Genomic DNA, 26586 nt, shown 5'->3' with positions numbered 1-26586 from the left:
CGTCACATCACCGTCAGCGCGCCGAGGTTGATGTCCGTGGTCGGTCCGGTCATCGAGATCGTCGCGCCCTTGCCGTTGCTGATGACGATGCCGACGTCGCTGACCGAGATCATCGCGCCGGTCGCGGTGGTGATCAGGATGCCTCCCGTGGGTCCCGGCGCGTCGCTGATCACGAGGCCGTTCTTCAGCGTGGTCTGCAGGGTGATGCCGCCGACCCCGGGCGGCACCGTGTGGGACAGCAGGGGGACTTCGGCCGGGCTGCCCCAGTAGCCCCCGACCCACACGGGGTTGTCGGCGTCGCCCTGCTCGTACTCGATCCACACGCCGGAGCCGACCGGGGGCACGGTGAAGACGCCCGTGTTGATGCCGGCGAGCGGCAGACAAGGCAGGGCCCACGAGGACACGCTGGGCGACACGTCGGGCACCATGGCCTGGATCCGGCCCAGCCGCAGCGGGTCGACGTTGTTGACGACCGTGCCGCGGTACTTGCCGAGGTAGCCGGTGACGGTCGTGGTCTGCGTCTTGGTCATACCGGCACCGCCGGGACGGTCGAGACGACACCGTTGCGGGCGAGGGAGAACGCCTGCGTGTACGCGCCGCGCTTGATGTCGTGCGTGACGCGGGTGACGTAGTAGAGGCCGTCGAAGGCCATGCCTGCGCCCCGTACGCCCACCAGCCTGCGGGAGCGCAGCACATGGCCGTACTTCGCGACGTCGAGCGTGCCGGTGGCGAACACGGCGTCCGAGTGCTGGGCTGCGTACGCGATGCCCTTCATGACGGCGGCGAGCGGGCTGAGTTTGGCGGTGTCGTTCATGTGGTGCAGCTTCGGCGGGAGGGGCGGCACAAGGCCCAGCGGCGGCCTGATCGGGGCGATGTCGGGGATGGGCAGGTTCACCGGTGCCTTGCTCACACGTTCCTGGATCGCGACGATGGGTAGTTCCCTCTTCTCCTTGTCGAAGGTGAAGTTGAGGGTCGCGACGTTGTCGTGGGCGCCGTCGAGACCGATGTTCAGCGCGGGCTGAGGCGCTCCGAGGCGGACCTCCGGCCCCCAGTACGCCTTGCTCACCCCTGGCACCGGACCGGGATCGATGTAGAACACATGGCCGACCTCCTTGGCGAGGGCCGTGAGATAGGCGTAGTCGGTGCCCTGCTGGGTGGGGATCTGGTCGACGGGGATCGGAACGTCCTCCAGCAGGCTCGGGATCACGACGGGCGCGCAGCCCAGCGCCACGTACTTCGACAGCAGCGTGAGAGCGCGCACCGCCGGCGACATCGCCGGAAAGGGCAGTCCGTCGAAGGGCACCAGGTCCATGACGTACGTGAGGTCCTTGCCCTTCACGTGCAGCACGGACGTCGGACCGGCGGCGGTCATGTCCTGGTGGGTGATCACCCCGTCGACGAGGACTTCGGTGACGCCCCGGACCGTGACCGCGACGACACAGCGGAACACCGGTACGGAGATGGGGAAGAACGCCTGGACAGGGGAGTCCTTCGGGATCGAGAAGGTCAGCTCGAACCCGCTCTGCGCGTCACCCGAGCCGGACTCCACCTTGAGGCCGGTCAGGGAGTCGAGGACGAACTTCGGCGCGGCCACGGGCACGGCGGGGCCGAGGAAGAGCTGGAGCCGGACCGGGCCGGGAGGCAGGTCACGCATCGTCGGCTCCGGGCACGGCCTCGGGCAGCGTGATCCGCAGTCGGCGTCCCGGCGGCAGCGTCATCCGCGCCGGGTCGATCACCCCGTTGGCGTCGGCCAGCCGCCACCAGAGCTCCGCGTCGCCCAGCAGGCTCGAGGCGACCAGGTCCCGGCGGTCGCCCTCCACGGTCGCGTACTCGTGCAGCAGCGCGAAGCGTTCCACGGGCGGGCAGAGCCTGCGCCGGAAGTACGGGACGGGGGGCGCGGGTTCCTCGCCGGGGCTGGGTGGGCGGACGTGGGCCGTGACGCCGACGGCGGCGTAACGGCTGGTCGGCGGCAGGGAGACCGTGGGCACGGCCCCGGCCGCGAGGAGTGCCTGCAGCGGGTCGGGCACTCAGATCACCTCCAGTCCGAGCGCGGACAGGGCCGCCGAACCAGCCCGTGCGGCCAGGGCCTCCTTGTTGCGGAGATGGCCCATGAACAGCGCGCCGCCACGGTGGCCGAAGCCGACGTCGTCGACGGACAGCACACGCATGCCGAGGGTGACCTTGGCCCGGATCGGGTTGAGCGAGGTGTCGAAGGCCTCCTCGGCGATCGACAGCTCGGTGAGGCGGACGGGGACGACACGCTGTCTGCTCCACACGAACAGCGTCAGCGGGGTTTCCATCGGCAGGACCTCCAGCACGCCCCTGGCGGCCAGCGCGTCGTTGTCCACCAGCGCCCTCGCCCTGGGGTTGACGAGCAGCTCCAGGGCGGCGAGCTGCGGATGGATGCCGAACTCCACCGTGGCGGCGTTCTCGGCGGGGAACTCCAGCCGGTCCGTCGCGTCGATCTCGGCCTCGAGCCGCAGCGTCTCGACGGCGACACCCTTCAGCCGCAGCGCCTGCCCGATGTCACCGCCCGCTGCCTGCACGGCGACCGTACGGGTGAGGGCGTCCGGGTTGTACTGGAGCGCGATCGTCCGCAGGGCGCGGCCCGAGATGACATCGATCTCGACGATGCCGCCCTTGACGACACGGGGTGAGATCACCGGACACCTCCCACGGCCGACCAGACGGCCCGGGCGGCCTGCGCTCCCAGTGCGGTGGCACTCGGCGCCGGTGTACGGGAGGTACGGGGGCGCACCACGGGAACGGCGCCGCCGGTGAAACCGGCAGGATCGGCACCGGCGGCCAGGACGCCCAGGGTCCGCTCCAGCCCGGCCACCACGGACGCGGCCTGTCCCGGCGTCAGGCCCCGCAGGACGAGCTCGTCCACGACGATCCGCACCCGCAGCCGGCCGCCGGTCATCGCGCACCCCCCGTACCACGGAGGAACTCCCCGAGGGAGAGCGTCCGAGCCTCGGCCGCCCCCGCCCCGGAGGAACCGGCGGGCTCGCGCGCACCGGACGCCGGTCCGGCCGGGGGTACCGCGCGAATCTCGACCCTGCCGATGCTGATGGTGACGACCGGACCGGCGTCCTCCGCGACGGCGACGACCGAGGACTCGACGGCCCGGGAGACAAGGTTGAGGGGCACCGGCGCGGGGCCCGGCAGGGGGACCACGACGGGCACCTGAAGCGGCTCCCGGCGCCGGGTCGTCGGCTGCGCGGTCTCGCGCCGGGGCGGCACCCGCCGGCGGTCCGGGCGGGGGCGGGGCTCCACGGGCGCCGACGGCGTGCCTCCGACCGGCCCTGCGGAGGGCCGCGCGTCCGGCCCGCCCATGAGCGGGGCGGGGGCGGCCACGAGGGGAACGGCGGCGGGAGTGCCGGGGTGTCGTGTGGTGCTCCGCTCGAACGACGGGTCGATGTCGGGCCGTACCTCCCGCACGACGGCCCGGTCGGCGGTCGGTGGCGGGGCGGGCGCGGCAGTCGGGGCCGGCGCGGGCCGCAGGACAGGCGCCGACGCCGGGGTTACGGGCGCCACGGTCACGGCCCTCTCCTCCCGTCCGCTCTTTCCGGTCTCGCGGTCGTGGGCCCGGCCCTCCTCAGGCAAGGCCGCACCGTCGACCCGTACCGCCTCGTGCGCGTCCTCGTCGGCGGACGGACCGGGGCGATCCACGGGGAGCCGCTCCATCGCGAGACGGGGCGGAAGCAGCGGCCTCGTGGACGGGTGGCGGGTGTGTCCGGTCGCGCGGGCGGCGAGCCTGCGCAGCAGATCGGTCATGGCAGTTCCCCCGTGACGATGCGGAGATAGGCGGCTCGCCGTGGCTCGCTCAACGCCAGGACGTCGCGTTCGGACCAGCCGTACGAACGGGCCAGCGCGTCGACGTCGAGCAGCAGGTGCCGCGCCCGGGACTCGACCTCGGCCCATACGAACGCGGCAGCGTCGAAGCAGGCCGTGAACTGCACCCCGCAGTCGGGACAGCGGAGGTCGACGAGCACATCGGCCAGCGGGTCCGCGGCGGACATCGCATCGGACAGCGCCTCGCACACCGCTACAGGCAGATCGGCGGCCGCCACCGGAGCCGTGCCCTCCTCATGGCGTACGCGCTGCACGCACCGGTCGAGCAACAGAGCGGCGCCCCGGTCCGGGTCCTCCGCGCCGGACTGCTCGGCGACCGCAAGCAGATCCCCGTACGAAGGACAGCGCCAGGTCACCTCGTACCCGCCGTGCAGCAGGGGCTGCGGGGAGTCGACGACCTTGTCCTCCAGGGCCAGCAGCGGTCCGGTCGCCGTTTGGAACTCCACCGCCTGGCCGCAATCGGGGCAGGTGACCGTGGCGGACATCTCCGGGCCGGACAGCGCGGTCCGCAGCCGCAGCAGCAGCGCCGTGACCCGGCCGACGGGCCGGTCGGCGAGCCCGGCGAATCCGGTGCCCCCGTCCACTGCGGCCGCCAGGGCGAGGGCACGCCCGTCCGGGGACGCGTCCCGGCACTCGTCCCACAGCCGCAGCACCTCTCCCGCCGACAGTACGCGCACGTCCACTCCTACGGTTCGACGAAGGACGGCTCTTGCGGTTCGACCACGTCGAGGTCGCGCTCCCAGCCCTCGTTCTCGAGCTTCAGGGTCTGGATGGCCACGGCGTTGGCGTTGGCGTCGAGTTCGGGCAGGGACTGGAACTCGGAGACCCAGGCACGGAACACCTTGTAGGCGAGCACCAGCTGCCCCGCCTCGTTGTACAGCTCGATGATCAGGTCCTTGCGGAAGTCCTTGAGGGAGACCTCCGCGCCGAGCCCCGAGCCGAAGTTCCATACCTTGTTGGCCCACTGCTCGAACTCGACGTCGTGGGTGACACCGCGGGTGAGAGTGATCGCCTCGTACTTCGTGCGGCCCGGCGACTTGCGCGCGGTGGACGGGTCGGCGCCGTCGCGGTGCTCGACGACCTCGGTGGTGCGCTTGAGGGCGCTCACCTTGCTCACCCCGGCGACATAGCGGCCGTCCCACCTCAGCCGGAACTTGAAGTTCTTGTACGGGTCGAAGCGTTGGGCGTTGACGCTGAACTGTGCCATGGGGGTCGGCTCCTAGGCGGGGATCTGGCCGGCGATCTGCTGCAGCCGGAGGACGACGAACTCAGCGGGCTTGAGGGGCGCGAAACCGACGTGGATGTTGACGACGCCGAGGTTGATGTCGGTCTGCGTGGTCGTCGTCGCGTCGCACTTCACGAAGTACGCGTCCCGCTGGGTCTTGCCCTGGAACGCTCCCTGCCGGAAGAGGTTGTTGAGGAACGCTCCGATGTTCAAGCGGAGTTGGGCCCACAGCGGCTCGTCGTTCGGTTCGAACACCGCCCACTGGATGCCCCGGAAGAGGCTCTCCTCGATGAACAGGGCGGTGCGGCGCACCGGGAGGTACTTCCACTCCGAGGCGATCCGGTCCGCGCCGTTGCGCGTGCGGGCGCCCCAGACCACGTGCCCCGCGCCGGGTGCCACCCGGAGGCAGTTCACCGCGACCGGGTTGAGCTGCCCGATCTCGCCGTCGGTCAGCGGCAGCGCCAGCTCGGTGACACCCGCCAGGGTGGCGTCGAGACCCGCCGGGGCCTTCCACACCCCCCGGTTCGCGTCGGTCCGGGAGATGACCCCGGCGACCGCTCCGGACGGGGCGAAGCGCATGACCTGGTTGTCGCGGAGCGGATCCGGCTGCCGCACGCGGGGGAAATAGACGGCGGCGTTCTTGCTGCTGGTGAACGTGGAGCCCGCGTCGTCCTCCGCCTCTTCCACCGTCGTCCACGACTGGGGCGGGTCGAGGATCACGACGGCACGCCGATCCGTGGCGTACCGGATGGCCTCCGTGACGACCGCGGGCTCGACATCGCGCTCGCCCACGTCGCCGGTGCCCGTGTAGGGCGGGATGACGAGCAGGTTGAACAGGTCGGCGTGGTCCAGGGCGTAGAGGCCCTTCTTGTCCTTCTGGAAGTTGGCGCCGGTGGTGATGTCCGCCGCGGTGGTCGTCGGCGCGCCGTCGTTGCCCCCGGCGGGAGTGTTGTCCTCCATCGGGAAGGAGGACTGCGGCTGGGTGGGGAGCGTCCCATCGACCCGGACCAGCGTGGATTCCGCCGCGAGGACGATGTCGACGCGGCGGGCGGCGCCCGTGGCGAAGGAGACGTTGCGGAAGATCTCCACCGTCCCGGTCGCCGTGTCGGTGACCGTCAGGTTGAACAGCGTCGGGTCCTTCGTCCCGTCGGCGTTGAGTCGGACGTCGTTGTCGACCAGCGCCTTCAGCTTCGAGCCCCACGCGCCGGGCGAGGCCGCTTCGAGCCCCAGCCGGCGGTCGTCCGCGCCGAGCGCGAGGGTGGCGGTGTCGTTGGCGGCGTCGGCGTGGACCCGTACGACGAGGGCGGTGCCGCCGCCCTGCTGGAAGAAGTCGCGCACGGAGTAGCCGAGATGGCTCTCCTGCCAGAGACCGCCGAAGGCACGCTCGAAATCGGCGTACGAGTTCAGGGTCACGGGCTTGTGGAGCGGGCCGCGCAGGGCACGGCCGACGAAGGCGGTGACCGAGGTGGGGACACCGGTGATCGTGCGCACGCCGCTCGACAGCTCTTCCACGTACACGCCGGGGTAGGACAATTGCACCGGCATCTGCTTTCCCTCCGCCAGGTCATCTGTTGCCCAAGGCTTACCCGTCGCTGTCACCACGGCGTCACTGGTTCATCACGGGTGGTGCCGCGGGGCCGGGATGCCACCGCGGGCGAGCGCGGTCAGCTGGGCGGAGGGCGGCAGTCCCAGCTCGTCGGCGAGCAGTCTGCGGAACCATTCGTAGTGCCGGACGGCGTCGACGGCGTTTCCCTCGGAAAGGTGCACGGCGATGACCGCTCTGGTGGCGCTCTCCCGGAGAGGTTCGAGGCGTACGGCTTCGAAGGCCAGTTCCAGGGCCCCCGCGTGGCGGCCCTGCGCGGCCATCTGGTGGGCCCCCGCCTCCAAGGCGTGCAGCCGGAGCTGGCGTGTGCGCTCCTGTTCGAGCAGTACCCAGTCGTCGTACCACCCCGGCAGCAGGTCCCCGCTGAGCAGCCAGGCGTATCCGTCGTCGTCCGCGGGTGGCGGCTGGGGGGTGGCGGGCGGTCGCAGCATGCGCCTGATGCGATCGGTGAACTCCCGGTTGTCGACGACCGTGTCCTGTGCCAGGCCGACCCGCATTCCCTGGGCGACCACCAGGCCGGGAACGGCCCGGTTCACCCGCCACACGGCGGTCCGCAGACTGGCCTGCGACTTCCCTTCTGGGGCCTCCGGCCACAGAGCGGCCGCGGCCGCCGACCGATTGGCGCCGGTCCTCAGGGCGAGATAGGCGACGAGCCGCTGCCCGCTCGGCGGCAGCGCGACGGCACGGTCGCCGCGCTGCACAGCGAACCCGTCCAGCAGCCGGACTGCGACTTCGGACGTGGCGGCCCCGCTTGGTACGGACATGGACTTCCTTGCGCAGAGTGACGAGCGAGTGGTCCGATCGCAGAAGGTAGCCCAGAGGTGATGGCGACGATCGGGTATGGCGGCCTGGCAGAAGTCGCCGGGCACGGACACATGCGGGCATGGCGCGCCCTCGGGCGTTCAGGACCCCTTGTCTGCATGTCGACGTACCGAGTGAAGAACTTCGGTGGGCCTGGTTGACGTCCCCCGAACTGACCCGGGGCGACCCGTCAGACAAGGGCCTCCCCTCCCTTGCCGCCGGGTGGGACTGGCTTACCGCGGGGGCTCAGTTTCGTCCGGGGCACGGCGGGTCGTAGTCCCGTTGTGGGATGTACGTGTGCCAGAGCTTGGGCGTCAGTGAATTCCCGGTTGCCCGGCACACGTGGTCAACGGCGCTCTGGGTCGACAACGGCAGGATCCGTACCGTCGCCTCACCGACGCCGATGAAGAGGAAGCGCCCGTCGAAGCCACCGACATCGAACTGCCCGAGGGCAGCCTGCTGGCCCTCTACACCGTCGGACTGATCGAATCCAGCGAGCAGAACATCGACACCAGCCTGTCCCTGCTCTGCCAGACCCTCGCCCAATCCTCCGCCCCCTGGACGACCTGTGCGACGCCGTTCTTGCCGCCCTGCTGCCCGGCTGGCCCTCCGACAACATCGCCCTGCTCCTCGCCCGCACCAGGGCACTGGACACCGACCAGGTCGCCACCTGGCACGTACCCGCCGACCCGATCGCCGTCGCCCGGGCCCGCAAGCAGGCCACCGCCCAACTGCAGACCTGGGGACTGGACGACGCCGGCTTCGTCACCGAACTGGTCGTCAGTGAACTCGTCACCAACGCCATCCGCTACGCAGAGCCACCCATACGCCTGCGTCTGATTCACGACCAGAACTTCATCTGCGAGGTCTCCGACGCCAGTGGCACGCCCCCCACATGCGCCGCGCCCGCACTTAAGACGAAGGCGGCCGCGGCCTCTTCTGGTTGCCCAGATCACAACCGCCCGGGGCACCCGCCAAGCCACCCAGGGCAAAACCATCTGGGCGCAACAGACCCTCCCCGTAAGCCCATCGGCCAACCTCGACGCGTATCTACAGCAATCGATGGGACTGGATCTCGGGTGAGCGACTCTGCCGGGGATTTCCTCGTGCCGCTCGATCCTCGACGCCGGCCAGGGGTTGGCGGCCTGCGTGCCGATAGAGGATCTTGAGGTGAGTGGTAGCGGGAGACCGCTGAGAGTGCGTCCTGGCGATGGCCTGGGGGTCAAGGAAACGGCCCGAAGAGGAAACGGCCCTACGGGGCACACCGTCCTCTCGTCCTCACGGTTCGGTTGGCATGATCGGCCGGGAGTCGTCGTGGTCTGCCCGGCCGTTCACGAGCGGAGCCTGATGATGAGGCACTCTCTGGCGCGACGACATGGAGTGACCACCTTCGCGGCTCACCTACTGCCGGCGCGTCGGGCCCTTGCGGCCCCTTGTTGTCCCTCCTCCAGGCTGAGGAGGACGACAACGCCACCCATCGCAAGGTCCGTGCCCGGGCGGAACGCGTCATCGGCCGAATGAAGAACCACGAGATCCTCCGTGAGTGCCGCCAGCGCGGCGACGATCTTCTCACGCGGTCCAGGCCGTCGGCCCCATGCACAACGTTGCCCTCGCCGCATGAACAGACAACCCTACTCACCTGCTCTGGCCTGCCCTTACTCAGCCTTGTGAACACGCTTTAGGGAATGTCCCCCAGATCTTCCAGGAACCGCTCCAACTGCGCTCGGAGTTCTTCGAAAGGAATGCTTGAGGGCGGTCCGCCCGTGCCGTCGAGCCGGGGCAGGCTGAGGATGATCGTGCCGTCAGGTCGGCGTTCGAGTGCGTAGCCCTGGCTCGGTGGGGCTGTCTGCTGCTCTGGGCTCTGTCGTGTCTGGCGCGCTTGGAGCCATGCGGTGAGGGATTGGAGCACGGCACTTGTGAGGGTGACTACCGCGACGACGGTGCCCAGGTCTCCGTGCGTGCGACCGTCGTCCGCGTGGTGCGGCTGCTTCCGGATGGTGTCGGGCGGCAGCGCGTCGGACAGTTCGAGAAACTCGACGAGCCAGAGTCCCTCGATCTCCACGGCCGGGCCCTCGGCTGGGGGTCGGCCGTCATGCGAGGAATCGGTAGGCGTCATTCGCGGCCTTTCTGTAAATTCCCTGGCGGGCGCTGTCAGAGGGGGCAGAGCAACCGAGCAGCAGTTCGGGGCACCGGAGGCGGATAACCGTGTGTGTCCCAGACGGCGTCCAGTTGCTCGAGTGTCCATTTCAGGTCGAGTCCCCTGGCGGTGAACTCCTCGGTGACCCGCGCACGGTCGGTGTAGAGGCCGGTCGAGAGGCCGAGGAGGGCCAGCGAGGTGAGTAGTCTGGGCGAGCCGAGCAGGGGGAACAGGCCTTCCTCCGCCATCAGCCGCGCGCAGCCCTCCCGCACTGCCGAGTCACGGGCCGGCCATAGGGCCGTTTCGCGGTACAGGGAGTCTGTGACCGCGACGGTGTGTCGCATGATGTGGCTCAACAGCGCACTCAATCCTGCGGTGTGGTCGACCACGGCGTCTGTGAAGGCCGAAAGCCGCTTCCCGGCGTCCACGAGTGCCTCACGTTCCTGATGGAGATCGAGCATCTTCTGGCGTAGCTCGTCGGACGCATGCCGGTTCATGGTGCAGGAGAGCAGACGGCCCTGGGCGGTGACGAACGCGCCCCGGCACATCAGATCCTGACCCGCCATGGCTGTGGTGAGGATGACCTCCAAGCGCGCCTCGTACGTGCCGGGTGCGGCGTGCGGCGTCAGGTCAGAGGCATCCGCGTGGAACAGGAGTTCCTCCCGCCACACGACCTCTGCGCCCACGCCCCACCCGAGGACGCGCAGGGTCACTGGAACGGAGGAGACGGTGAGGTGGGACCTTCGGTCCCAGACACGCAGCAGCAGACGCTGCGTGGCGCGCGTGATGCTCTCCCCCAGCAGCTCTCGCCGTGGGCCCTCGTCCAAGGCGCGCACGGTCGCGATGAAGAGTGGGATCGCACGGTCGCGGCCGGCGTCGGCGAGGATGCCCTTGGTCGGCAGCCGTGTCCCGCTCTGCACATACTGCAGGACCGAGTCCTCGAACGCCGTCACGTCGTCAGCGGTCACCCGCTCGATGTCGGCGAGCCTGCGCGCCAGGTGGTCCGCGATACGGTTGGCGCTCACGACCGGATCGGGTTCGGGCGGTGCGAGTAGCAGGGCCACGAGGCCGGGGTCCTCATAGAAGTAGCTGCGCAGATAGGTGAGCACGAGATCGGTCTCGGTGGCGAGCCGGGCGTCCTGTCTGCTCAGCTGCCACCAGATGCTCTTGATCGTGAGATAGCCGGGTAGATATCCCTGAGCACCCGAACTCAGCGGTTGTGCCAGGAGACTGGCCTTGGACGCCAGCCCGTCCGCACTGAGCCTGCTGTCACGAAGGACACCGCCAGCTGCCGCGAGCGTGGCGAACGGCTCGATGACTACGTTCCCGGAGATCAGTCCGGTCACGCCCTCGAAGTAGAAGGCCAGATCCTTGGCGAGGTGGCTGCCGACCCGACTGTTCACCCGGGGAACAGCGTCGTGCTCCGCGAAGAGGGCCAGCCCCTCGGCGAGCGGCCTCAGTAGCCGGACGGTGACTTGGAGCCGTACGACGTCGTCGAGGACCAGCCAGGGGTCGACATCCCTCTCCTCGTCTGTCAGCGGGGCACCGTTGCATCCCAGCCCTCCCTGTTCCTCGACCACCGCGCCCAACGCCTCTCCTACTGCGTCGAGTTCCGGGGATTGATCCCGCTCCGGTGTGGCGGCGCGGCGCAGCAGGTACGCCTGAGCATTGCTTTCCGCCCGGGCCGCAAGGGCGAAAAGGGCGTTGCCCACGATGGAGTTGAAGCACCAGTGGTGAGTCGACTCGTGGACGTAGGCCGCCACATGGCGGGCCCCGCCGGGCAGTTCGCCCAGCCAGGGCCGAGGGTCGTCCCGCTCCTCTGTGGTGAGCATTGTTGCGTTGCTGATGAGATCCGTCCACGCACCGCTGTCCATCGAGCAATGGCGACTGGTGTGCATCGACCGAGCGTCCCATCGCGGCAGGGCGCGTGGGGAGGGCGCACGGGCGCATTCACGCGACGAGGTGGCGAACACGCGTGGTGCGCAATGCTTCTCGATGCCACGATGACGGGGGCCGCCGCGCCGGTCCGGGATTTCGGGGGTGTCCGTGGAATTGCTGGTCTTCGGCTTCGTCGTCTTCTGTATCTGGGCGATCGTCAGCGATGCCCAGAAGAAGAAGCGGGACAGGGAGGCAGCCGAGTCGGAAGCCGCTCGGGTGGCACAGCTCAGCGATCCCGCTCAGGTCGGTACCGAACTTGCGCGGACGACGCGGCAGGGCGACCCACAGAGGGTGCACGAAGTCGTCGGGCATCTGCCCGCCTGGCCGGTGCGCACTCCGTTGCTTCACACCGCCCAATGGCTGGCCGCACTGACCGACGGCGCCGGTGTGGCGGAGGCGGCGGGTGTGCACAAGGACATCACGGACCGAGTGCGGGCCACGGTAGAGGCCGCAATCGTGGAGCTCAGCGCGATAGCGGTCAAACAAGTCTCGCTCGTACGGCTCTTCGGACACGAGTGGAAGAAGGTGGACCCGGTGATCCGGGGGCGAATCGAAGCACAGACCAGACAACTGGACCTGATCTGTTCAGCGGCAGCCTCTTTGCATCACAGTCTGGGTGTCGCCGTAGTGGAGCACCGTGCGAACGGCCGCGGTGTGATGGTGGTGGAACAGGATCTGCACGCGTTGGCCGATGCGATACGCCAGATTTCCCAGGACGACAACCAGCAGTTCTGAGGGGCGAGGTGGATGACGGAGGAGCAGCGAGATCTCCCGGCGCGTGTGAGTGAGGTGTTGGGGGTTGTCGAGCGTCTGGTGCATTTCGTCCAGGCAGTGAGCCATGGGGATCCAGACAGCGCGTCGCAGGCGCAGGGGGTGATCGCTCAACTGGACGAAATGGACCGTGAGCTGAAGGGGAGTCTCGTAGAGGCCACCTTCGAGCGTAACCGCCTCAGCAGGCGCATCGCCGGCGCGTCGGCGTCCGAGCGGGAACTGTTGCACCTCGTGGCGCCCTTTGCCAGAACGAGCGGGGACGTGGCCGACCTGCCGCAGGGGGTTCGTGACGCCTTGCGTAAAGCCCGGCGTCTGCGCATGGACATGGCGGCGTGGAAGGTCGGGGTGGAGGAAGCGGAAGATGTCATTCGGGTGTGTCGGTCCTTTGAGGCTCTCCTGCAGGAATCACGCGCAGATCTGCAACGAACCCTGGACTCCCTCGAACGGCATTTCCGCGCCGCCGAGACCAAGCATGCGCTGGCCGGCCTTGCCGACCGGCTCCATATCATGGGCAGCACGGTATGGGGGCCCCTGACCGAGCATGTGCAAGACGCTGAGGCCCGGGCCGACGCCGAGTACGAGGTAGCCCTGGACCACGAGGAGCTGAGGATCCGGGATCTGTCCCGGCGCAGTGAGGATGACGCGATAGCGGAGGACTTTCGGCGGCTCCGGGAGGAACTGTCGTGACCCCGCAGGTCCCGGCGTCTCTCTGACAAAGGGCGTCTCTTCCAGGCGTGGCTGCCACTTTTCCTTCGGGGACGGACCGGATTCGGCGTCGCACGCATGACCACCACCAGCCATGCCCTCGGCTTCTGCGTGTAGGACCAATCGGCGTCCGGCCCGCGGGCTTTGAAGAGTAATTGCCGAACGCTCTTTCGGTTCACTGGCCGCACCGGGATGGATCATGGATAAACCGTAGCTCTCGCTTCTTGAGCAGTGATTTTCGCAAGAATCGGAGTTTTCCTGCGAATCCCCGGGGAGGGGTGGCAGGATGGCCGAAACCGCACAGGGGGGGCATGAGTGGCGAGCATTGCGCACGACTTCATACGGCAACTGAAGCAAGCCGTCGAACGATCCAGCGATTTGTCCAGGGAGGACCGCGAAAGGATCGCCCGGGGCGTATCGGAGGCGCACGAGAACGAACCGCCTCCCACCCTCGTACTGATCGGTGAGACCGGCGTCGGGAAGTCGACCACCATCAACGCTCTATTCAACGCCGGACAGAAGATCGGCCACACGCGGGCCACCACCGACCACGCCTATGCAATCCCCGTGCCGCTCCAGGCGAGCCAAGGGGAACTGATCGTCGTCGACATGCCGGGTCTAGGTGACGACCTGAGCAATTACAAGGCGTATCGGGATCTGTACCTTCGAGTGCTGCCACTGGCCGACGCGATCGTCTGGGTTCACGCGGTAGACGATCGCATGGTCCAGCTCATCCAGTACGCACTGGCCGACCTTTTCGGCAACCACGCCGGTTTGATCAACCGGCTGGTCTTCGGTCTGAACAAAGCCGATGAGATGCATCCCCGAGACTGGAATCCCCGGGCCAATCTGCCGTCTGCAGCCCAGTACGAGGCATTGCGCGAGCGGGAAGCCGACTTCTCCGACAAGATCCGGGCAGCGATACCCGGTTGGAAAGGCAAGGCGGTCTCGTACTCCGCCCTGATGCGCTTCAACCTCACGGGGCTGTTCAGGGAGATGATGCACGCGGTACCCGAGGAGCGCCGGTGGGTACTGGAGCAGCGGATGCACCTGGCGGACTTCACGCAGCTCGTGGACCGCAAGCTGCTCAAGGCGGCAAAGGCCAGCATCCTGGCCGAAGTCAGGCAACCGCCTCCGGAACAACCGCCGACCAGCGCCCTCTCGGACCTGCACGCCGTGCCCGCCGGGTCCGCGCCGGGCCGACAGGACAGCGGCGACCTCACACGACTGGAAAAGGTGATCGAGGGACTGTCCGAGGCCGAACTGCGGGGCGTGACCGCCAGCCGTACACGACTGCTCGATTTCATCAAGCGCACGGGCGGGGGCGGTGTCTCGTGACCGCGGAGCCGGGTGACGTCGGGAGCTTCGATGACATCATGGAACGCCTGAGAGCGACTCTGAAGGAGAATGACGAAAACCTCACCGACATTGTCCGCCTTTCCGACGTCTCCTTCCGACAGTGGCTGGACTCGGCGGCACGCCGAGTGGCCGAGTCCCTAGGAATATCGCTGGCCAAGGTCGAGGCCTTTCTCGAAGACGTCAGAACCATCGCACTCAACGCGAAGGAAAGCTTTCGCAACGCGTATAAAAGAGAGAAGGAAAGAGCCCGCAAGGTCAAGCGTCTCGGGCCGGAGTAGGGGCTGTGATGGCCTGGGTGGAATTTCCTTTTCCCGAGTGTCCTGACTGCAACCGGTCCTGGTCCACCAGTCGCCACCGGAAGTGTTCCGTCGGCGGGGACCTGGACGTCGCCCCGGACACGTCCATGGTGCGCTGCACGGGATGCCAGGTGATCTGGAGCGTATGGAAAACCAACTTTTACTGCGCCTGCGGGCGCCAATTTGAGTCCTCCGAGGTGAAATCGGCACTCGAGGAGATCATTCGCGTCGCTGCGATGCTCCTTGAAGCACTCCGGCGTCAGGCGGAGGATCTGCTGGAAATACGCCGATCCGGCGATGCGTCGTTTCGGTCCTGGCTGAGCAATTTCACGCAGAACCTGGCAGCCTCCCTGGGGGGTGCTGCGGGGCGATTCGTGGGCAGCCTGCTGCGGAGCCTGGGTTTCGACCAGTAGCTCGATAAACCCAGCAGTGAGCTTTCCGCGCGCGGTGCGTCGAACCGGCGGACCAGGCGCATGGCCGCCACGGTCGGGACCAGCAGCCCACTGTCGGCCAGGGCAATGACCATGGGCGGTCACATTCCCACGGCGCGCCACTGATCGCGGCCGTGCGACGAAAGAGCACTGCCGCTCCCGTCCTTTCCGGCCTTCGGGCTTCCGGTGCGGGCCCGTTCCGCCGTCATGAGCGCGGTCGCGGTCATCGGCGGGCCGGTGTCCGCACTCGCGGCGTCCATCAGCCGGGCGGCCGAGGGGGCGCCGGTCTCCGGGGGAATCACGAGGAGGCCCCAGGGCCCCGCGGTGTAGGACAGCAGCAGGATCACGTGCGGATCCAGCTCCGAGGTGAACCAACCGGCCTTCACCACATGGCCGTTGACGAAGATCCTGCGCGGGAGGATCGGCCAGTGGCGGGGGTTGACCGCGATACGGGTGATCCGTCCCCACAGCGGATCCAGCATGTCCGCCAGGGCGGAGAGCTCGCTCGGCAGGTCACGTGAACGGGGCCACCAGGCGCCGTCCAACTCGGCGGGCCCTGCGAAAGGTCCCTCGGATTTCAGCGAGAGGCGCGCGGACGGGGCTCTGAGGGGAACAGGCCGTAGAGGGAGATGAGAGGTGGTCGCGGACATCGCGCAAACCCGTCTCTGGACGCCCGCGCAAAGGCAGCCGTCCAGTGCCGTCGCTCACCCGGAACGACACCGGCATCGAAGTCGGTGTGCGAAGTGCTCCCGGTGGGTTCACGCTACTCCCCGAAGGGGCCGGGCGGACCGTTCCCGGACGCCGTCTCACTTCCGCCGTCGGCCGTTCTCCGCGGACCGGCCGTTCTCCGCGGATCGGCTGTCCTCCGCGGATCGGCTGGTCTCCAGCCACGACCGGGCGGGTTCTGCCGCGTGGGTGGTGTCCACGGTGAGGTCGAGGCGAGTTCCACCGTCGGGGCCCGCGGGATAGCTGCGCTGCTCGGTGGCGTCGAAGCAACGGCGGAGAACCTCCGCGATCCGACGGGCGACCTCGGGCGAGGCGGCGACGACGCGGACCTCGGCGTGCCCGTCCGAGGGTGTTTCCATGGACTGCATCGCGACCTCGGAGTTCGATGTCCCCGTATGAGACGGGCCGGATCTCTCACTCTACTGCGGCAGCCCCGAGCCCCCGCGGGTGACCGGCGGGCTTCCCTGCCGCTGTCGGCCGGGGAGTACCGTGAGAACGAGGAACCCACTCGGTCTCCTCATTTCCGGCAGGCAGGCGAGTGCGATGGTCGACTCCGACTCCCCGCGTGTGACCAGGATCTTGCCGGACGCCGTCCACCCATACGTGCGGCCCGGGACGGCTGTCGTACGACTGGAGACGACACATGACCGGCAGAGCGTGCTCGACGGGGTGTGGTGGCCTCGTTCCCGCGACATCGCCGCCGAACTCCCCAGCCTGATCACCGCACTGACCGAGTACCTCGGCCCCATCACACGTGTCGGCCTGGACACCGGCGCCTGGAAAGAGCTGCCGACGCGGATGACCATCGACGACCGCGTCGTCCGCATCGATTCCTTCCCGGTCGGCGACGACACCGTCCTCATCACCCGGGGCGAGCAGGATCTCTTCTCCCTCCTCGTGATCCCGCCGCACGCGACACCCGACGCCGCGCGAGCCGCCATGGCCGAGGCAGTCCGCGCCGGCAGCGGGAGGCGGGCCGAACAGATCCTCATCGACACCGGCACCGAGCGAACGGACCCCAGCGAACGGACCCGAGCGAGCGCCACGGAAGACCCGCGGGCCCGCAGTGAGTAGCGCGGGAAGCGTCGCCGGTCACCCGTGGCGGTCCTCGGGCCGGATCATCGCCGGCGCCGGGTCGGCCGTGGTGTCGAAACTACCGGGGAAGGAGGGAGGCGAGAGCCCTTTGGGGCTCGTGTGCCTGGCTCAAATGCCTTGATTGTTGCCCCAGGGACGACGGTTCCAGGAGGGGCATGACACCGTTCCTCTGTTGGCGGGACGGTCCATCGGGCCTGTCCGAGGAGTACGCTCGAGTTACCGAGGACACTTCGCGCACCGGCTTCCAGGCTTGTGTCGTTTTCGGCGATTGAATATGCCGGGCCGGTCGTGGCCGGCCCGGGGCAGGGTTCGCGTGATGACCGCGACCATTCCCCTCCCGCCGACAGCCGAAGCCGATGACCGGTCCTCCTCGCCCTCTCTCCGCCTGACGCTGGCTCCCGTCGGTCCGGCACCGGCCCGGCTGGACGGCGCATGGTGGCCCCGCTCCCGTGATCTCGGGGCGCAACTCCCCACCCTGACCGCCGTACTGGACCCGCTGTGGGGGCGGATCACCCGGGTCACGGTGAATCCCGTCCACTGGCCGGTCGTTCCGCGCCACGTGGCCGTCGCCGGGCACGTGGTGAAGGTGGGCTGGTTCTTGCCCGAGCAGGACCCGCACGAACTGCTGCTGCTCTCGTACCGCACGGGCCGCTGGAACCTCCTGGTGGTCCCGCCGCAGACACCTGCCGTCTCGGCCGCCTGGCTGATGGCCGCCGCGTGCGACCCTCTGGGCACATCGACCGCGAGCCGGTTGATGGAGGAGGCGGGGCGCCTGAGGACGGTGCACGAGGCCGACCGGGCCGTGGAAGCGGTCTGGGACTCCGAAGGAGGACACGAGGCCCGCGATCCGGTCGTACGTCCGCGGATCCCGACCGTGACCGCCGCGATGCCGCATCAGCCGAGGGGAAGGTGAGGAACGTGGAGACGTTCGTGACTGTGATCGTGATCATCGCGGTGATCGCCTTCGGGGTGCTCCTCATCCACCTGCTCAACTCACAGCACAGCGACCGCATCGCCGTTTTCCACTACGGCCACTCCGGGATGCCTGTCGCAGGACCCACTCCGTCGGCTCCGCCGAAGGCCCGCGGCCGGGCGCGGACGACCGGCACCGGCCGCCGCCGCGACCACCGCGACGGCGGACGCGGGCGGCTCCGCCTCCGGCGCCGCACCCATAGGGGGCCGGAGTGAGCCCCCATCGTTCCGCCAGGCCTTTCCGGCCTGTCACCGAACGGGCCGAACCGAACGGACCGACAGAACCCACAGAACCCACAGAACGGCCCCCAAGCCCGGGACCCTGGCCGTAGCACCGCACATGACAGGCCGGGGTCTTCCCGGGTGCTGTGCCCCCCGGAGCCCGGGCCATGGTGAGCCGTCGGCCAGCAGCGGATCGCCGACAGGTCGGCCGATCTCCGACCCGATCCGGCCCTGGTCGGCCCGGTCCGCCGTCCGGGCCTAGAGGGGCACCCCTCCAAGACACCATGCCGCCGGTCTCCAGGACACCATGCCGCCGGACGCGAACCTTCCGTCCGCCGCAGTCCCAGGCGGCGAGCTGTGGACGGCCACGCCGAGGCCGGTGTCGTCCGGCAGGGCCGGGCTGTCGTCTCCTGGCCGAGCTTGCGCCTGGGCGAGCTGACCGCGGGCGTCGCGGGCACGGGGATCAGGCCACCGTGAATCCGTCGAACGTGGCGATGCCCCGCGCGCCGTTCCAGCCGTTGGCCGCGGTCATGAAGACTCCGACGTCCTGTGCGGCGCCCGCACCTGCCGGCATGGCCGTGCCCACCGTCGTCCAGGTGACGCCGTCCGTGCTGACCTCCCCGGTGTACGAGGCGCCGGACCTGGTCAGCCGCAGCCGCACCGGCGCGGTGAAGGAGCCCGACAGCGCGATCGAGTCGAAGTGGCCGTCGCTGTCGGCGTCCCAGCTCAGCGCGCAGCCGTTGGACGGTGTGACCGCCAGGTTCACATAGCCCACGCTCCCCTGAGTGCCCAGGTCGTTGCGGACGACTAGGCCCGCCCGTGCCCAGCCCCCGGTCGCGTCCTGGGACGTGACCGTGACCTCGGCCATGGCTGCGTCGCTGTACGCGCCCGCCCGGTACACCGCTCCGAACTCGTTGGTGGCGCCCCACAGGTCGGCCCCGGCGCCCTCGACGGCGATCTCGTCGCCGGCCTGGCCGAACACGGCGTCGTTGTAGGAGACCGTGCGGTACGGGTCGCCGACCCCGGCCGCGGCCACCAGCCGTACCGGCGCGACGGCCTTTCCGCCGCCCGCGTACGCCCCCGCCGCGATGACCTGGCCGACCAGGTTTGTCGGCTCACCCGTTAGAGAGACCTCGAAGCGAGCAGTGAACGCCTCGCCGGACGCCACCGACGCCGCGCGCACCGGATCGAGCGGCCTCACCGACATGCCTTCGGGGGCGGTGACGGAGAGGGTCACGCCGCGTACCGCCGCGAACCCGTTCCTGTTGGTGAAGGTGACCCTCACCGTCGCGGGCGTGCCCTCGGCCACCGCTCCTCGGTCGGCCCCCGCGGTGAGGGCCGCCTGGTGGGGAGTGGCGGCGAGCAGGTCGCGTACGCAGCGGGCCAGGGCGTACGGGGAGCCGTGGGGCTGGGTCGGGTGCGTCTCGTGCGCGTGCGCCCAGCGGTCCTCCAGGGCGAACCAGTCGATCGTCGCCGCGTCCTTTCCCGTGGCGAGACCCGTGGCGAGACCCGTGGCGAGTGCGTCGAAGTACGTCTTCCAACGGGTGCGGTACAGGCCGCCGACCAGCCCGGACCACTCCCGGTTCGCGTAGTCGTGCAGGCCCTCGTCGCTGCTGGCGCGTTCGCCCCAGGTGGTGAGGAGAGAACGGACGTCGTACTCCAGGCGGTCCTTCTCAGCCCGGTCGGCGCCCCAGGAGCGTGCGTCGGCAAGCCACCGCCCGAGCAGGTGCGGGCCGGAGGACGCCAGCAGGTCGTCGAGGAGGTCCATCCAGTCCAGCCAGGCCCTGGTCAACTTGCCGAACAGGGCCTTCTCCCCGGCCTCGTACGCGGCCTTGATCTGCGGCAGCAGGACCCGGCTGCGGTTGGACAGGACCTGCCGGGCCACGTCGACGACGTCGTAGCGGTAGGCCGTGCTGTTCCTCAACTCCGCTCGCACGGCGAGGAGTTCGGTGAGTGCGGCGTCGAAGACCGTGGTGTCGTAGCGGTCCTTCTCGGGGCCCCAGGCGGCGGCCTTGTTCGCCGTCAGGCTCGGACGGGCGCCGAACAGGCCGTCGGGTGCCTCGCTCCAGGAGTCCGCGCGGGACATGTCGTACGCGGTGTCGCGGATCGTCTTCCAGGCCGCGGCGGCGTGCCGGTCGGGTCCGCCGTAGCGGGAGAGGGCGTACGCCGCGAACCAGTCGTCCAGGTCGATGACGCCGGGCGTCCAGGCCAGGTCGGTGAGGAGGGCGAGGGCGGGTGCGTTGTTGTCGGCGGCCTCCGGCATCGCCGCGATACCCGCGAGCGAACTGCCTTCCCTGTCACGCCACTTGGGGTACTGCTCCACCCAGTCCGGGGCGTTGGCGCCCATCGGGGTGTGGCCGCCGAAGTTCCAGATGCTGCCGAAGGCGTACGGGGTGCCGTCCCAGTCGCTCTCCCGGTCGGTGACGGTGGTGTAGCGGTCGGACAGGCCGTCCACGATCAGCATCCGGCTCTTGTCGACGCCGTCGAGCAGCGCTTTGGACGGGTTGGTCTGCCAGCCGAGGATTGCCCAGAAGGCCCCCGGATGGGCCTTCTGCAGCGCCGCCTCGACGGCCCGCGCGGCCTCGCGCACGGGCACGTCACCGGGGTTGCCGCCCTCGTGCAGCAGGTCCATCTTGTACATCGTGCTCTCGCCGAACCGCTCCGTCTGGGCCCGGTAGAAGGAGGCTGCCACATCGTCGAATGCCGTGGTACGCGGGTCGAGCCAGTCGGGGCGTTTGAACGCGCCCCAGCTGCCCTGTGCGACCACCGCCGCGTCCTCGCCGTGCTTGGCGGGGAAGTCGTCCGGGACGCTGCCGTAGTAGCCCGGCAGGACCGGCGTCATGCCCAGGTCGCGTATCCGGTCGACGATCTTCTCGGCGAGCGCGGCACGTCTCTCGATGAGCTGCCGGGAGACCGGCCCGCCGAAGCCCGACATGTTCTGCAGCAGCCACCAGGGCTGGTGGGCGGGGGCCGGGATCCAGGCGCGCAGAGCGGCGTCGGAGTAGCCGAAGCGGCGGAAGGTGTCGTAATACACCGCGTCGCCGCCGATGTAGACGAGGACCCGGTTGACTCCGTGCGCGGCCAGCACGTCCAGCTCGTGCTGCCAGGCGTCCCACCCGCGGTAGGCGCCCGTGTAGCCCTCGTTGGTGTCGTTGAAGGCGAAGCGGTGCGGCACGTCGGCCGTTCCCGTGATCTCCTCGGCGGGCGCGGGCAGGGTGCGCGGCAGGTTCAGCTGCTCGCCGGTCCAGGAGACGGAGGCGTGCGCGGTCCGCCGTAAGTAGGTGTGCAGGCCTGTGAGCAGCACGGCGGGGCTGGTGCCCTCCACCGTGATGTGCCCGGCCCGGCCGGTGACCCGGAAGCGGTCGGAGTCGTCGTCGACGGCCCGCAGAGTGACCTGCCGGTGGTGGCCGGGAAGCAGACGCCTCAGCGCCGCTGCGGCGGGAGCGGTGTCGAACGGGGCGCCACCGGCCGCGTACGCGCCCTGCGGGCGGGACAGCAGCGCCCCGCCGCCCAGCGCGACCGCACCCGTGAGGACACGTCTGCGGGTGACACCTGTGATGCCGATGATGTCGAGGTCGCCTCGGTTGTCGTTCATGACCGTCCTTCCGGCAGAGCTCAGTTGATCGTCGTGATCGTCATGGCGAAGAGGTGCAGGGCGGGGACGCCCGACTGGAGGCCGTCGCTGACCTTGGGCAGGACCAGGGAGCGCAGCTCCTTGCCGGCCGCCAGATCGACGCCGAAGGTGAACAGGCTGACGGGGGTGTCGTCCCGGCCGGTGGTGATGTGGCGGTAGGGCACCACCACCGCGGCGGAGGCGCTCGCCCCGTACCAGTCGGGGACGGCGACCGAGAACGCCTGCTCGGTGCCGTCCGCGTAGACGACCTTGCCGTCGCCCCTGCCCTCGCCCCAGGTGCTGGTGCCGAGGAAGGCGAGCCGGGAACCGGAGCCGGACAGCAGCACGGTCTGACCGGAGGAGACGACGTTGTCCTTGCTCCCGGGCCGAGTGTCCGGCCAGGTGAAGGGCACCCCGCCGTACGTGACCGCGGCCCCCGGAGTCAGCCCCACCGACGCCAGCGCCTCGGCGGACAGACTGGAGTTCGAGCCGTCGATGTTGGCGACGGTGAGGGCGTCGTCGGAGGCGATCCCCGCGTTGTCGAAGGCTCCGGGCAGTGAGCGGTACGGCAGTAGGACGGAAGAACTGGCGCGGGTGCAGTCGGAGCCGTGGCGGTGCACGTCGAAGAGGGCGTGCGCGGTGAACACGATCCGGCCCTCGGCGTCGTCGGCGAGCCGGGTCCGCCAGGTGCGGGTCACCGACCGTCCGGGCGCGAGGCTGCCCAGGCTGTCCCGTTCCCCGGTGCCGTCCACGGCGAGATGGAGCACGGTCCCGCGCAGCGCGATCCGGGTGGTGTTGGTGAGGGTGGCCGTCAAGGTCACGGGCTTGCCGGGCTCGGGTGCGGGCGGGGTGACGGTGAGCGAGACGGGCGGCGGGAGGAAGTCCTCCTCGGGGCGGTGGGCGTTCACGGAGCGGTAGGCGGTCAAGACTCCTCCACGGTGAAGTGGTCGAACACGGCTCGAACCGTCGTGCCGGGGTAGTTGAGGTTCACGGCGCTCGCCACGACGCCGGCGTCCAGGGCGCCGTTCGCGGAGGGCACGGTCACGCTCGCGATCTCGTTCCAGGCGAGGCCGGTTGTGGTGGAGTACGCGGTGTAGGTGGTGCCGGAGCGGACCAGGCGCAGCCAGGCGGGGTGGGTGGAAGCGCCGCCGCCGGCCCAGGTGTCGAGGTGTCCGTCGCCGTCGCTGTCGGTCATGAACTCCATGCCGTACGACTTCGACATGGTGAGCACGGCGTAGCCGCCCTTCTCCGGCGCGGTCAGGTCGTTCGCGACGGCGATCCCGTACTTGGCGGTGGGGTTGTCGCTCCCGGTGAGGCCGACCGTCTTGACCTGCAGCACACTCGATGCGGCGGCGGAGCCGGGTAGGAGGATGCCGCCCTTCTCGTCACGGCCGCCGGACAGGTCACCGCCGCCGGCCCAGATCACCAACTGGCTGCCGTACTGGCCGAATTGGGCGTCGTCGGTGGTGGTGAACGTCTTGTACGGGTCGCGCACCCCGTTCGGTTCGTAGGGCACGCTGACGGTCTTCGCGGCCCGCGCGCAGTCGGCGCTGTGTCCGTCCACGTCGAAGAGGACGTGCGCGGTGAACGCGACGTCCCCGGCGACGTCGGCCGGCATCGACGTGCGCCAACTGCGGGTGACCTTCGCGCCGCGGCGCAGATCACCGAGCGGGATGGCGCGTGCGGCGGTCGTCGCGCCCGGGCCCACCAGGTACAGGACGGCGCCGCGCAGCGGGAACGGGCAGTCGTTGACGAGGACCGCGGTGGCGGTCACGGCGTCACCGCCCGCCGGTTCGGCGGGTTCGGTGGTGACCGTGAGGGTGGGGCCGAGGGTGTCCGTACGGGTGCTCACGTTGTTCACCCTCGCTCCCAGTCGACGGTGAAGGTGTTGGCGAGTTCGCTGGGCAGCGTCTTGGGGACGCTGATGTGGACCTTGCCGTCGGAACGGGTCCATTTCAGCGGCCCGTTGTGGCCGAGCAGCCGGATCCGCGAGGTCGCCGAGAGGGGGATGTCGGCAGGCACGGAGAGGGTGCCGCTGGGGGCGCCCAGCACGATGATGTTGAACTTGCCCGGGGTGACGGTGTACCGGATGCCGAGCGGGCTGCCGTCTTCCTCGGCCCGTACCCAGGGCGTCGAGCCGTAGATCGCGGGCCCGTTGACCTTCAGCCAGGCGCCGATGTCCCGCAGCCGCTGCTGCATGACGTCCGGGATGGTGCCGTCCGGCTTCGGCCCGATGTTCAGCAGCAGGTTGCCGTTCTTGCTGGTGACGTCGGCGAGCAGGTGGACGAGGAAGTCCGAGGTCTTGTAGTCCTCCTCGACCTCGAACCTGTTGTAGCCCCAGGAGTAGCCCATCGTGATGCAGCACTCCCACTTCTGGGGATCCATGGTGGGATTGGTGCGCTGTTCGTAGGTGGCGAAGTCGAAGTGCGTGTCGAAGCGGTCGTTGACCACGACACCCTTGGGGCGGCTGCGGTTCTTGGCCTTGTTGTAGTAGTGGGAGAGGGGCTCCTCGCTGCGCCACGGCGGTTCGCCGGTCGGCCGGAACCACTGGCCGTCCGCCCACAGCAGTTCCGGGTCGTAGCGGTCGATGATCTCGTACAGCTGCTTCAGCTCGTAGTCGCCGATGTAGTCGTCGACCGGCCTGTAACCGGTCATCGGGACCTCTTCACCGGTGTAGAAGTTCTTCATCGGTCGGCCGATCGACGGGTTGAAGAACTCGCCGAGCGAGTAGTACAGGCCGGGCCGCACGGTGCCGCGCCTGCGGGCGGCCGTCATCAGCTCGCCGACCAGGTCGCGCTTCGGCCCGTAGTTACCGGCGTGCCGGTCCGTCACCTTGCTGGGCCACAGGGCGAATCCGTCGTGGTGCTTGCTGGTCAGCGCGAAGTACTCGGCACCCGCCTGCTCGAACAGCCGCACCCAGGCGTCCGGGTCGTAGTTCTCGGCCGTGAACTGCGGGATGAAGTCGTCATAGAGGAAGTCCTGGCCGTAGGTGTCACGGTGGTACTTGTGGGTGGGTTCGGTATTGAAGCTCTGGTACCAGAGGTACCACTCGGCGGCCATCTGCCGGGCGGAGCCGGCGGGGACCGAGTAGACCCCCCAGTGGATGAAAATGCCGAACTTGGCGTCCTTGTACCAGCGAGGTACGGGGTGGGTGCCGAGGGATTCCCTCGTGGGCTGGTAGTCGGGGATGCCGCCGCTGATCGCGTGGGCGGCACCGGGTGGGGCCAGGAGCACTGCTGAGCCGAGAGCAGTGGCCGTGGTCAGGAAGCGTCTACGGCTGACGTTCACGGGAGGCCTCTCAGTCGGTGGTCGAGAAGGAGTCGAAGACGGCTGTGGTGCTCTGGCCGGGGTGGTCGAGGTTGACGGCGCTCGCGACCATCCCGGCGTCGAGGCCGCCCGCGTCGTCGGTGGACGGCACGGTCGCGGTCCCGATCCGCTGCCAGGCGGTGCCGTCGGTACTGGTGTACGCGGTGTAGGCGGTGCCGTCGCGGGTGAGTCTGAGCCAGGCCGGGTGGTACGAGGAGCCGCCGCCCGCCCAGGTGTCGAGCCGGCCGTCGCCGTCGCTGTCGGTCATGAATTCCACGCCGTAGCTCTTCGACATGGTCAGCACCGCGTAGCCGCCGCTCTCCGGGGTGGTCAGGTCGTTCGCGACGGCGATCCCGGCCTTGGCGGAGGGCCCGCTGCCGGTCTGGCCGACGAGGCGGGCGGTGAGGCTGCCCGAGGCGGGGACGGCGTCCGGCACATGGATGGCGGCCTTCTCGTCCTTCCAGCCGGCCAGGTCCTGACCGCCTGCCCAGATCGCGAACTGGCCGTCGTTCTGGGCGTATCGGGCATCGTCGGTGGTGGCGAACGTCCGGTACGGGGGCCGGACCGCGGACGGGACGGGGGTGACGTCGGCGGTCACGCTGTCGGTGTCGTGGCGCGTCAGGCCGCCCTGCCGGAAGGAGGTGCGTACGCCGATGTCATACAGCCCCCATGCCGCGTCGGTGGGCGGGGTGACGCGCCAGGTGACGGCGTAACTCCCACCGGGGGCAAGGGAATCGGATCCCGTCTTCGCTTCTGCTTCGGCGGTCCAGCCGTCCGGCAGGTGCAGCCCGGTGGTGATCCGGGTGACCGCCTTGGTGCCGGTGTTGGTGACGGTCGCGGTGATCTCCGTGGCACGATCCGTCGGGAGGCTCGGGCGGTACGGAGTGAGCCGTACGCGGGCCGAGGGGCAGTCGCGGGCGGGCCCGAGGCCGGAGAGGTCGACCGCGTCGGCGAACGCCTTCATCCCGGTGTCGTTGGGGTGCAGATGGTCACCGGAGTCGAACGCGGCGGCGTAGCGGGTGGGGTCGTCCGGATCCCGTACGGCCTTGTCGAAGTCGGCGTAGCCGTCGAAGACGCCGCCGGAGCGCACGAAGGTGTTGACCTTCTGCCGGTCGGCCTCCTTGGCCTCGGTCCAGTAGTCGCCCCAGCCCCGGTACGGAACCACGGTCGCGCCGATCACCCGCAGCCCGCGCGCGTGGGCCCGCCGCGCGATCTCCTTCATGCCGGCGATCACCTGGTCGCCGCTGGCGCCGCCCCAGCTGAGGTCGTTGACGCCTTCGAAGAGGATCACCGTCCGGGCGTCCGGCTGGGACAGCACATCGCGCTCCAGCCGCTCCAGTGCCGAGGGGTTGCCGTCGGTCCCGGTCGTGATGCGGTTTCCGCTGATGCCCTCGTTGAGGACCCCGGCAGGTGTGGTGCAGCCGGACAGGCGGGCGGCGAGGTAGTCGGGCCAGCGCCGGTCGGCGTCCGAGGTGGAGGCGGCCCCGTCGGTGATGGAGTCGCCGAGTGCGACCACGGAGCCCCCACGCCG

27 protein-coding genes and 1 pseudogene are annotated in these 26586 nt (G+C 69.5%); 9 read left to right on the top strand and 19 right to left on the bottom strand.

Annotation, left to right across the window (positions count from 1 at the left end; translation table 11 throughout):
* Positions 1–2: 2 nt before the first annotated feature.
* The 10 genes from ACFU53_RS10830 to ACFU53_RS10785 all read right to left on the bottom strand — a co-directional run bounded on the left by ACFU53_RS10830 (position 3) and on the right by ACFU53_RS10785 (position 7447).
* Positions 3–530: a phage baseplate assembly protein V gene (locus ACFU53_RS10830; protein WP_383988934.1), complete on the bottom strand. Its 528-nt coding sequence runs from the start codon at positions 528–530 to the stop codon at positions 3–5.
* Entirely contained in the window at positions 527–1654 is a 1128-nt protein-coding gene (locus ACFU53_RS10825; RefSeq protein ID WP_383988931.1) for a hypothetical protein, read from the bottom strand. Before ACFU53_RS10825 ends, ACFU53_RS10830 begins: the two co-directional genes overlap by 4 nt.
* Positions 1647–2027, bottom strand: a complete 381-nt coding sequence (locus ACFU53_RS10820) for a LysM domain-containing protein (RefSeq protein WP_383988928.1) — start codon at positions 2025–2027, stop codon at positions 1647–1649. The genes ACFU53_RS10825 and ACFU53_RS10820 overlap by 8 nt, the downstream gene beginning before the upstream one ends.
* The gene (locus tag ACFU53_RS10815; RefSeq protein WP_383988925.1) at positions 2028–2663 is read right to left on the bottom strand and encodes a hypothetical protein; all 636 of its coding nucleotides are present in this window, start codon (positions 2661–2663) and stop codon (positions 2028–2030) included.
* Positions 2660–2923, bottom strand: a complete 264-nt coding sequence (locus tag ACFU53_RS10810; protein ID WP_383988923.1) for a hypothetical protein — start codon at positions 2921–2923, stop codon at positions 2660–2662. The genes ACFU53_RS10815 and ACFU53_RS10810 overlap by 4 nt, the downstream gene beginning before the upstream one ends.
* Positions 2920–3777: a hypothetical protein gene (locus tag ACFU53_RS10805; protein WP_383988920.1), complete on the bottom strand. Its 858-nt coding sequence runs from the start codon at positions 3775–3777 to the stop codon at positions 2920–2922. The genes ACFU53_RS10810 and ACFU53_RS10805 overlap by 4 nt, the downstream gene beginning before the upstream one ends.
* Complete coding sequence (locus tag ACFU53_RS10800; protein WP_383988917.1) at positions 3774–4532, bottom strand: hypothetical protein; 759 nt, start codon at positions 4530–4532, stop codon at positions 3774–3776. The genes ACFU53_RS10805 and ACFU53_RS10800 overlap by 4 nt, the downstream gene beginning before the upstream one ends.
* An 8-nt stretch (positions 4533–4540) precedes the next feature.
* Entirely contained in the window at positions 4541–5062 is a 522-nt protein-coding gene (locus ACFU53_RS10795; RefSeq protein ID WP_383988916.1) for a phage tail protein, read from the bottom strand.
* Positions 5063–5074: 12 nt separating this feature from the next.
* A complete protein-coding gene (locus ACFU53_RS10790; protein ID WP_383988913.1) occupies positions 5075–6625 on the bottom strand; it encodes a phage tail sheath family protein in 1551 nt (516 codons plus the stop codon).
* Positions 6626–6697: 72 nt separating this feature from the next.
* Complete coding sequence (locus tag ACFU53_RS10785; protein ID WP_383988910.1) at positions 6698–7447, bottom strand: BTAD domain-containing putative transcriptional regulator; 750 nt, start codon at positions 7445–7447, stop codon at positions 6698–6700.
* A 454-nt stretch (positions 7448–7901) separates the two neighbouring features.
* Here ACFU53_RS10785 and ACFU53_RS10780 point away from each other — a divergent pair.
* Positions 7902–8567, top strand: a pseudogene (locus ACFU53_RS10780) (ATP-binding protein); the annotation flags it as partial.
* 595 nt (positions 8568–9162) lie between these two features.
* On the opposite strand, the gene ACFU53_RS10775 reads toward ACFU53_RS10780, so the two are convergent.
* Together ACFU53_RS10775 and ACFU53_RS10770 are read right to left on the bottom strand one after the other, a co-directional pair.
* Positions 9163–9600, bottom strand: a complete 438-nt coding sequence (locus ACFU53_RS10775) for a hypothetical protein (RefSeq protein WP_383988907.1) — start codon at positions 9598–9600, stop codon at positions 9163–9165.
* Between the two features lie 35 nt (positions 9601–9635).
* The gene (locus ACFU53_RS10770; RefSeq protein WP_383988904.1) at positions 9636–11519 is read right to left on the bottom strand and encodes a hypothetical protein; all 1884 of its coding nucleotides are present in this window, start codon (positions 11517–11519) and stop codon (positions 9636–9638) included.
* A 148-nt stretch (positions 11520–11667) separates the two neighbouring features.
* Between ACFU53_RS10770 and ACFU53_RS10765 the strand changes: the two genes are divergently transcribed.
* From ACFU53_RS10765 to ACFU53_RS10745, 5 genes are all read left to right on the top strand, one after another.
* Positions 11668–12294, top strand: a complete 627-nt coding sequence (locus tag ACFU53_RS10765; RefSeq protein ID WP_383988901.1) for a hypothetical protein — start codon at positions 11668–11670, stop codon at positions 12292–12294.
* Between the two features lie 12 nt (positions 12295–12306).
* On the top strand, positions 12307–13017 hold the full coding sequence (locus tag ACFU53_RS10760; RefSeq protein WP_383988898.1) for a hypothetical protein: 711 nt from the start codon (positions 12307–12309) through the stop codon (positions 13015–13017).
* A gap of 333 nt (positions 13018–13350) precedes the next feature.
* Positions 13351–14373, top strand: coding sequence for a GTPase family protein (locus ACFU53_RS10755; RefSeq protein ID WP_383988895.1), 1023 nt, complete (start codon positions 13351–13353; stop codon positions 14371–14373).
* Positions 14374–14411: 38 nt separating this feature from the next.
* Complete coding sequence (locus tag ACFU53_RS10750) at positions 14412–14672, top strand: hypothetical protein (protein WP_383988892.1); 261 nt, start codon at positions 14412–14414, stop codon at positions 14670–14672.
* 8 nt (positions 14673–14680) lie between these two features.
* Positions 14681–15103: a hypothetical protein gene (locus ACFU53_RS10745; protein ID WP_383988889.1), complete on the top strand. Its 423-nt coding sequence runs from the start codon at positions 14681–14683 to the stop codon at positions 15101–15103.
* 119 nt (positions 15104–15222) lie between these two features.
* Here ACFU53_RS10745 and ACFU53_RS10740 read toward each other — a convergent pair whose 3' ends face one another.
* Both ACFU53_RS10740 and ACFU53_RS10735 read right to left on the bottom strand, forming a co-directional pair.
* Positions 15223–15771, bottom strand: coding sequence for a DUF5994 family protein (locus tag ACFU53_RS10740; RefSeq protein WP_383988886.1), 549 nt, complete (start codon positions 15769–15771; stop codon positions 15223–15225).
* Positions 15772–15927: 156 nt separating this feature from the next.
* Entirely contained in the window at positions 15928–16215 is a 288-nt protein-coding gene (locus ACFU53_RS10735; RefSeq protein WP_383988883.1) for a hypothetical protein, read from the bottom strand.
* Between the two features lie 175 nt (positions 16216–16390).
* On the opposite strand from ACFU53_RS10735, the gene ACFU53_RS10730 reads away from it, so the two are divergent.
* The 3 genes from ACFU53_RS10730 (at position 16391) to ACFU53_RS10720 (ending at position 18130) form a co-directional block, all read left to right on the top strand.
* Positions 16391–16921, top strand: a complete 531-nt coding sequence (locus ACFU53_RS10730; protein ID WP_383988881.1) for a DUF5994 family protein — start codon at positions 16391–16393, stop codon at positions 16919–16921.
* 337 nt (positions 16922–17258) lie between these two features.
* Positions 17259–17855 carry a DUF5994 family protein gene (locus ACFU53_RS10725; RefSeq protein WP_383988878.1) on the top strand — a complete coding sequence of 199 codons (597 nt, stop codon included), beginning with the start codon at positions 17259–17261 and terminating at the stop codon, positions 17853–17855.
* Positions 17856–17860: 5 nt separating this feature from the next.
* The gene (locus ACFU53_RS10720; RefSeq protein WP_383988875.1) at positions 17861–18130 is read left to right on the top strand and encodes a hypothetical protein; all 270 of its coding nucleotides are present in this window, start codon (positions 17861–17863) and stop codon (positions 18128–18130) included.
* A 469-nt stretch (positions 18131–18599) separates the two neighbouring features.
* Here the strand turns inward: ACFU53_RS10720 and ACFU53_RS10715 are convergent, their stop codons facing one another.
* Genes ACFU53_RS10715 through ACFU53_RS10695 form a run of 5 tightly spaced genes read right to left on the bottom strand, consistent with a single transcriptional unit; the run spans position 18600 to position 26571 of the window.
* Positions 18600–21731 (bottom strand): alpha-N-acetylglucosaminidase TIM-barrel domain-containing protein, encoded by a 3132-nt coding sequence (locus ACFU53_RS10715; RefSeq protein ID WP_383988872.1) that lies wholly within the window; start codon positions 21729–21731, stop codon positions 18600–18602.
* 20 nt (positions 21732–21751) lie between these two features.
* On the bottom strand, positions 21752–22675 hold the full coding sequence (locus ACFU53_RS10710; RefSeq protein ID WP_383988869.1) for a beta-glucosidase: 924 nt from the start codon (positions 22673–22675) through the stop codon (positions 21752–21754).
* On the bottom strand, positions 22672–23601 hold the full coding sequence (locus tag ACFU53_RS10705) for a hypothetical protein (protein WP_383988866.1): 930 nt from the start codon (positions 23599–23601) through the stop codon (positions 22672–22674). Before ACFU53_RS10705 ends, ACFU53_RS10710 begins: the two co-directional genes overlap by 4 nt.
* A gap of 5 nt (positions 23602–23606) precedes the next feature.
* Positions 23607–25037, bottom strand: coding sequence for an alpha-L-fucosidase (locus ACFU53_RS10700; RefSeq protein ID WP_383988863.1), 1431 nt, complete (start codon positions 25035–25037; stop codon positions 23607–23609).
* A 10-nt stretch (positions 25038–25047) separates the two neighbouring features.
* Positions 25048–26571 (bottom strand): GDSL-type esterase/lipase family protein, encoded by a 1524-nt coding sequence (locus ACFU53_RS10695; RefSeq protein WP_383988860.1) that lies wholly within the window; start codon positions 26569–26571, stop codon positions 25048–25050.
* Positions 26572–26586 lie beyond the last annotated feature (15 nt).

Source organism: Streptomyces sp. NPDC057474, assembly GCF_042802555.1.
GTDB lineage: Bacteria > Actinomycetota > Actinomycetes > Streptomycetales > Streptomycetaceae > Streptomyces.
Note: the sequence above shows the minus strand (reverse complement) of the source record. Positions and strands in the feature narration are given on the sequence as shown.

Bases quoted from the DNA above. Each gene is read 5' to 3' on its own strand.
- ACFU53_RS10830 (WP_383988934.1), bottom strand. From the start codon at position 530: ATGACCAAGACGCAGACCACGACCGTCACCGGCTACCTCGGCAAGTAC.
- ACFU53_RS10825 (WP_383988931.1), bottom strand. From the start codon at position 1,654: ATGCGTGACCTGCCTCCCGGCCCGGTCCGGCTCCAGCTCTTCCTCGGC.
- ACFU53_RS10810 (WP_383988923.1), bottom strand. From the start codon at position 2,923: ATGACCGGCGGCCGGCTGCGGGTGCGGATCGTCGTGGACGAGCTCGTC.
- ACFU53_RS10805 (WP_383988920.1), bottom strand. From the start codon at position 3,777: ATGACCGATCTGCTGCGCAGGCTCGCCGCCCGCGCGACCGGACACACC.
- ACFU53_RS10795 (WP_383988916.1), bottom strand. From the start codon at position 5,062: ATGGCACAGTTCAGCGTCAACGCCCAACGCTTCGACCCGTACAAGAAC.
- ACFU53_RS10790 (WP_383988913.1), bottom strand. From the start codon at position 6,625: ATGCCGGTGCAATTGTCCTACCCCGGCGTGTACGTGGAAGAGCTGTCG.
- ACFU53_RS10785 (WP_383988910.1), bottom strand. From the start codon at position 7,447: ATGTCCGTACCAAGCGGGGCCGCCACGTCCGAAGTCGCAGTCCGGCTG.
- ACFU53_RS10775 (WP_383988907.1), bottom strand. From the start codon at position 9,600: ATGACGCCTACCGATTCCTCGCATGACGGCCGACCCCCAGCCGAGGGC.
- ACFU53_RS10770 (WP_383988904.1), bottom strand. From the start codon at position 11,519: ATGCACACCAGTCGCCATTGCTCGATGGACAGCGGTGCGTGGACGGAT.
- ACFU53_RS10760 (WP_383988898.1), top strand. From the start codon at position 12,307: ATGACGGAGGAGCAGCGAGATCTCCCGGCGCGTGTGAGTGAGGTGTTG.
- ACFU53_RS10750 (WP_383988892.1), top strand. From the start codon at position 14,412: ATGGAACGCCTGAGAGCGACTCTGAAGGAGAATGACGAAAACCTCACC.
- ACFU53_RS10745 (WP_383988889.1), top strand. From the start codon at position 14,681: ATGGCCTGGGTGGAATTTCCTTTTCCCGAGTGTCCTGACTGCAACCGG.
- ACFU53_RS10740 (WP_383988886.1), bottom strand. From the start codon at position 15,771: ATGTCCGCGACCACCTCTCATCTCCCTCTACGGCCTGTTCCCCTCAGA.
- ACFU53_RS10735 (WP_383988883.1), bottom strand. From the start codon at position 16,215: ATGCAGTCCATGGAAACACCCTCGGACGGGCACGCCGAGGTCCGCGTC.
- ACFU53_RS10730 (WP_383988881.1), top strand. From the start codon at position 16,391: ATGGTCGACTCCGACTCCCCGCGTGTGACCAGGATCTTGCCGGACGCC.
- ACFU53_RS10725 (WP_383988878.1), top strand. From the start codon at position 17,259: ATGACCGCGACCATTCCCCTCCCGCCGACAGCCGAAGCCGATGACCGG.
- ACFU53_RS10715 (WP_383988872.1), bottom strand. From the start codon at position 21,731: ATGAACGACAACCGAGGCGACCTCGACATCATCGGCATCACAGGTGTC.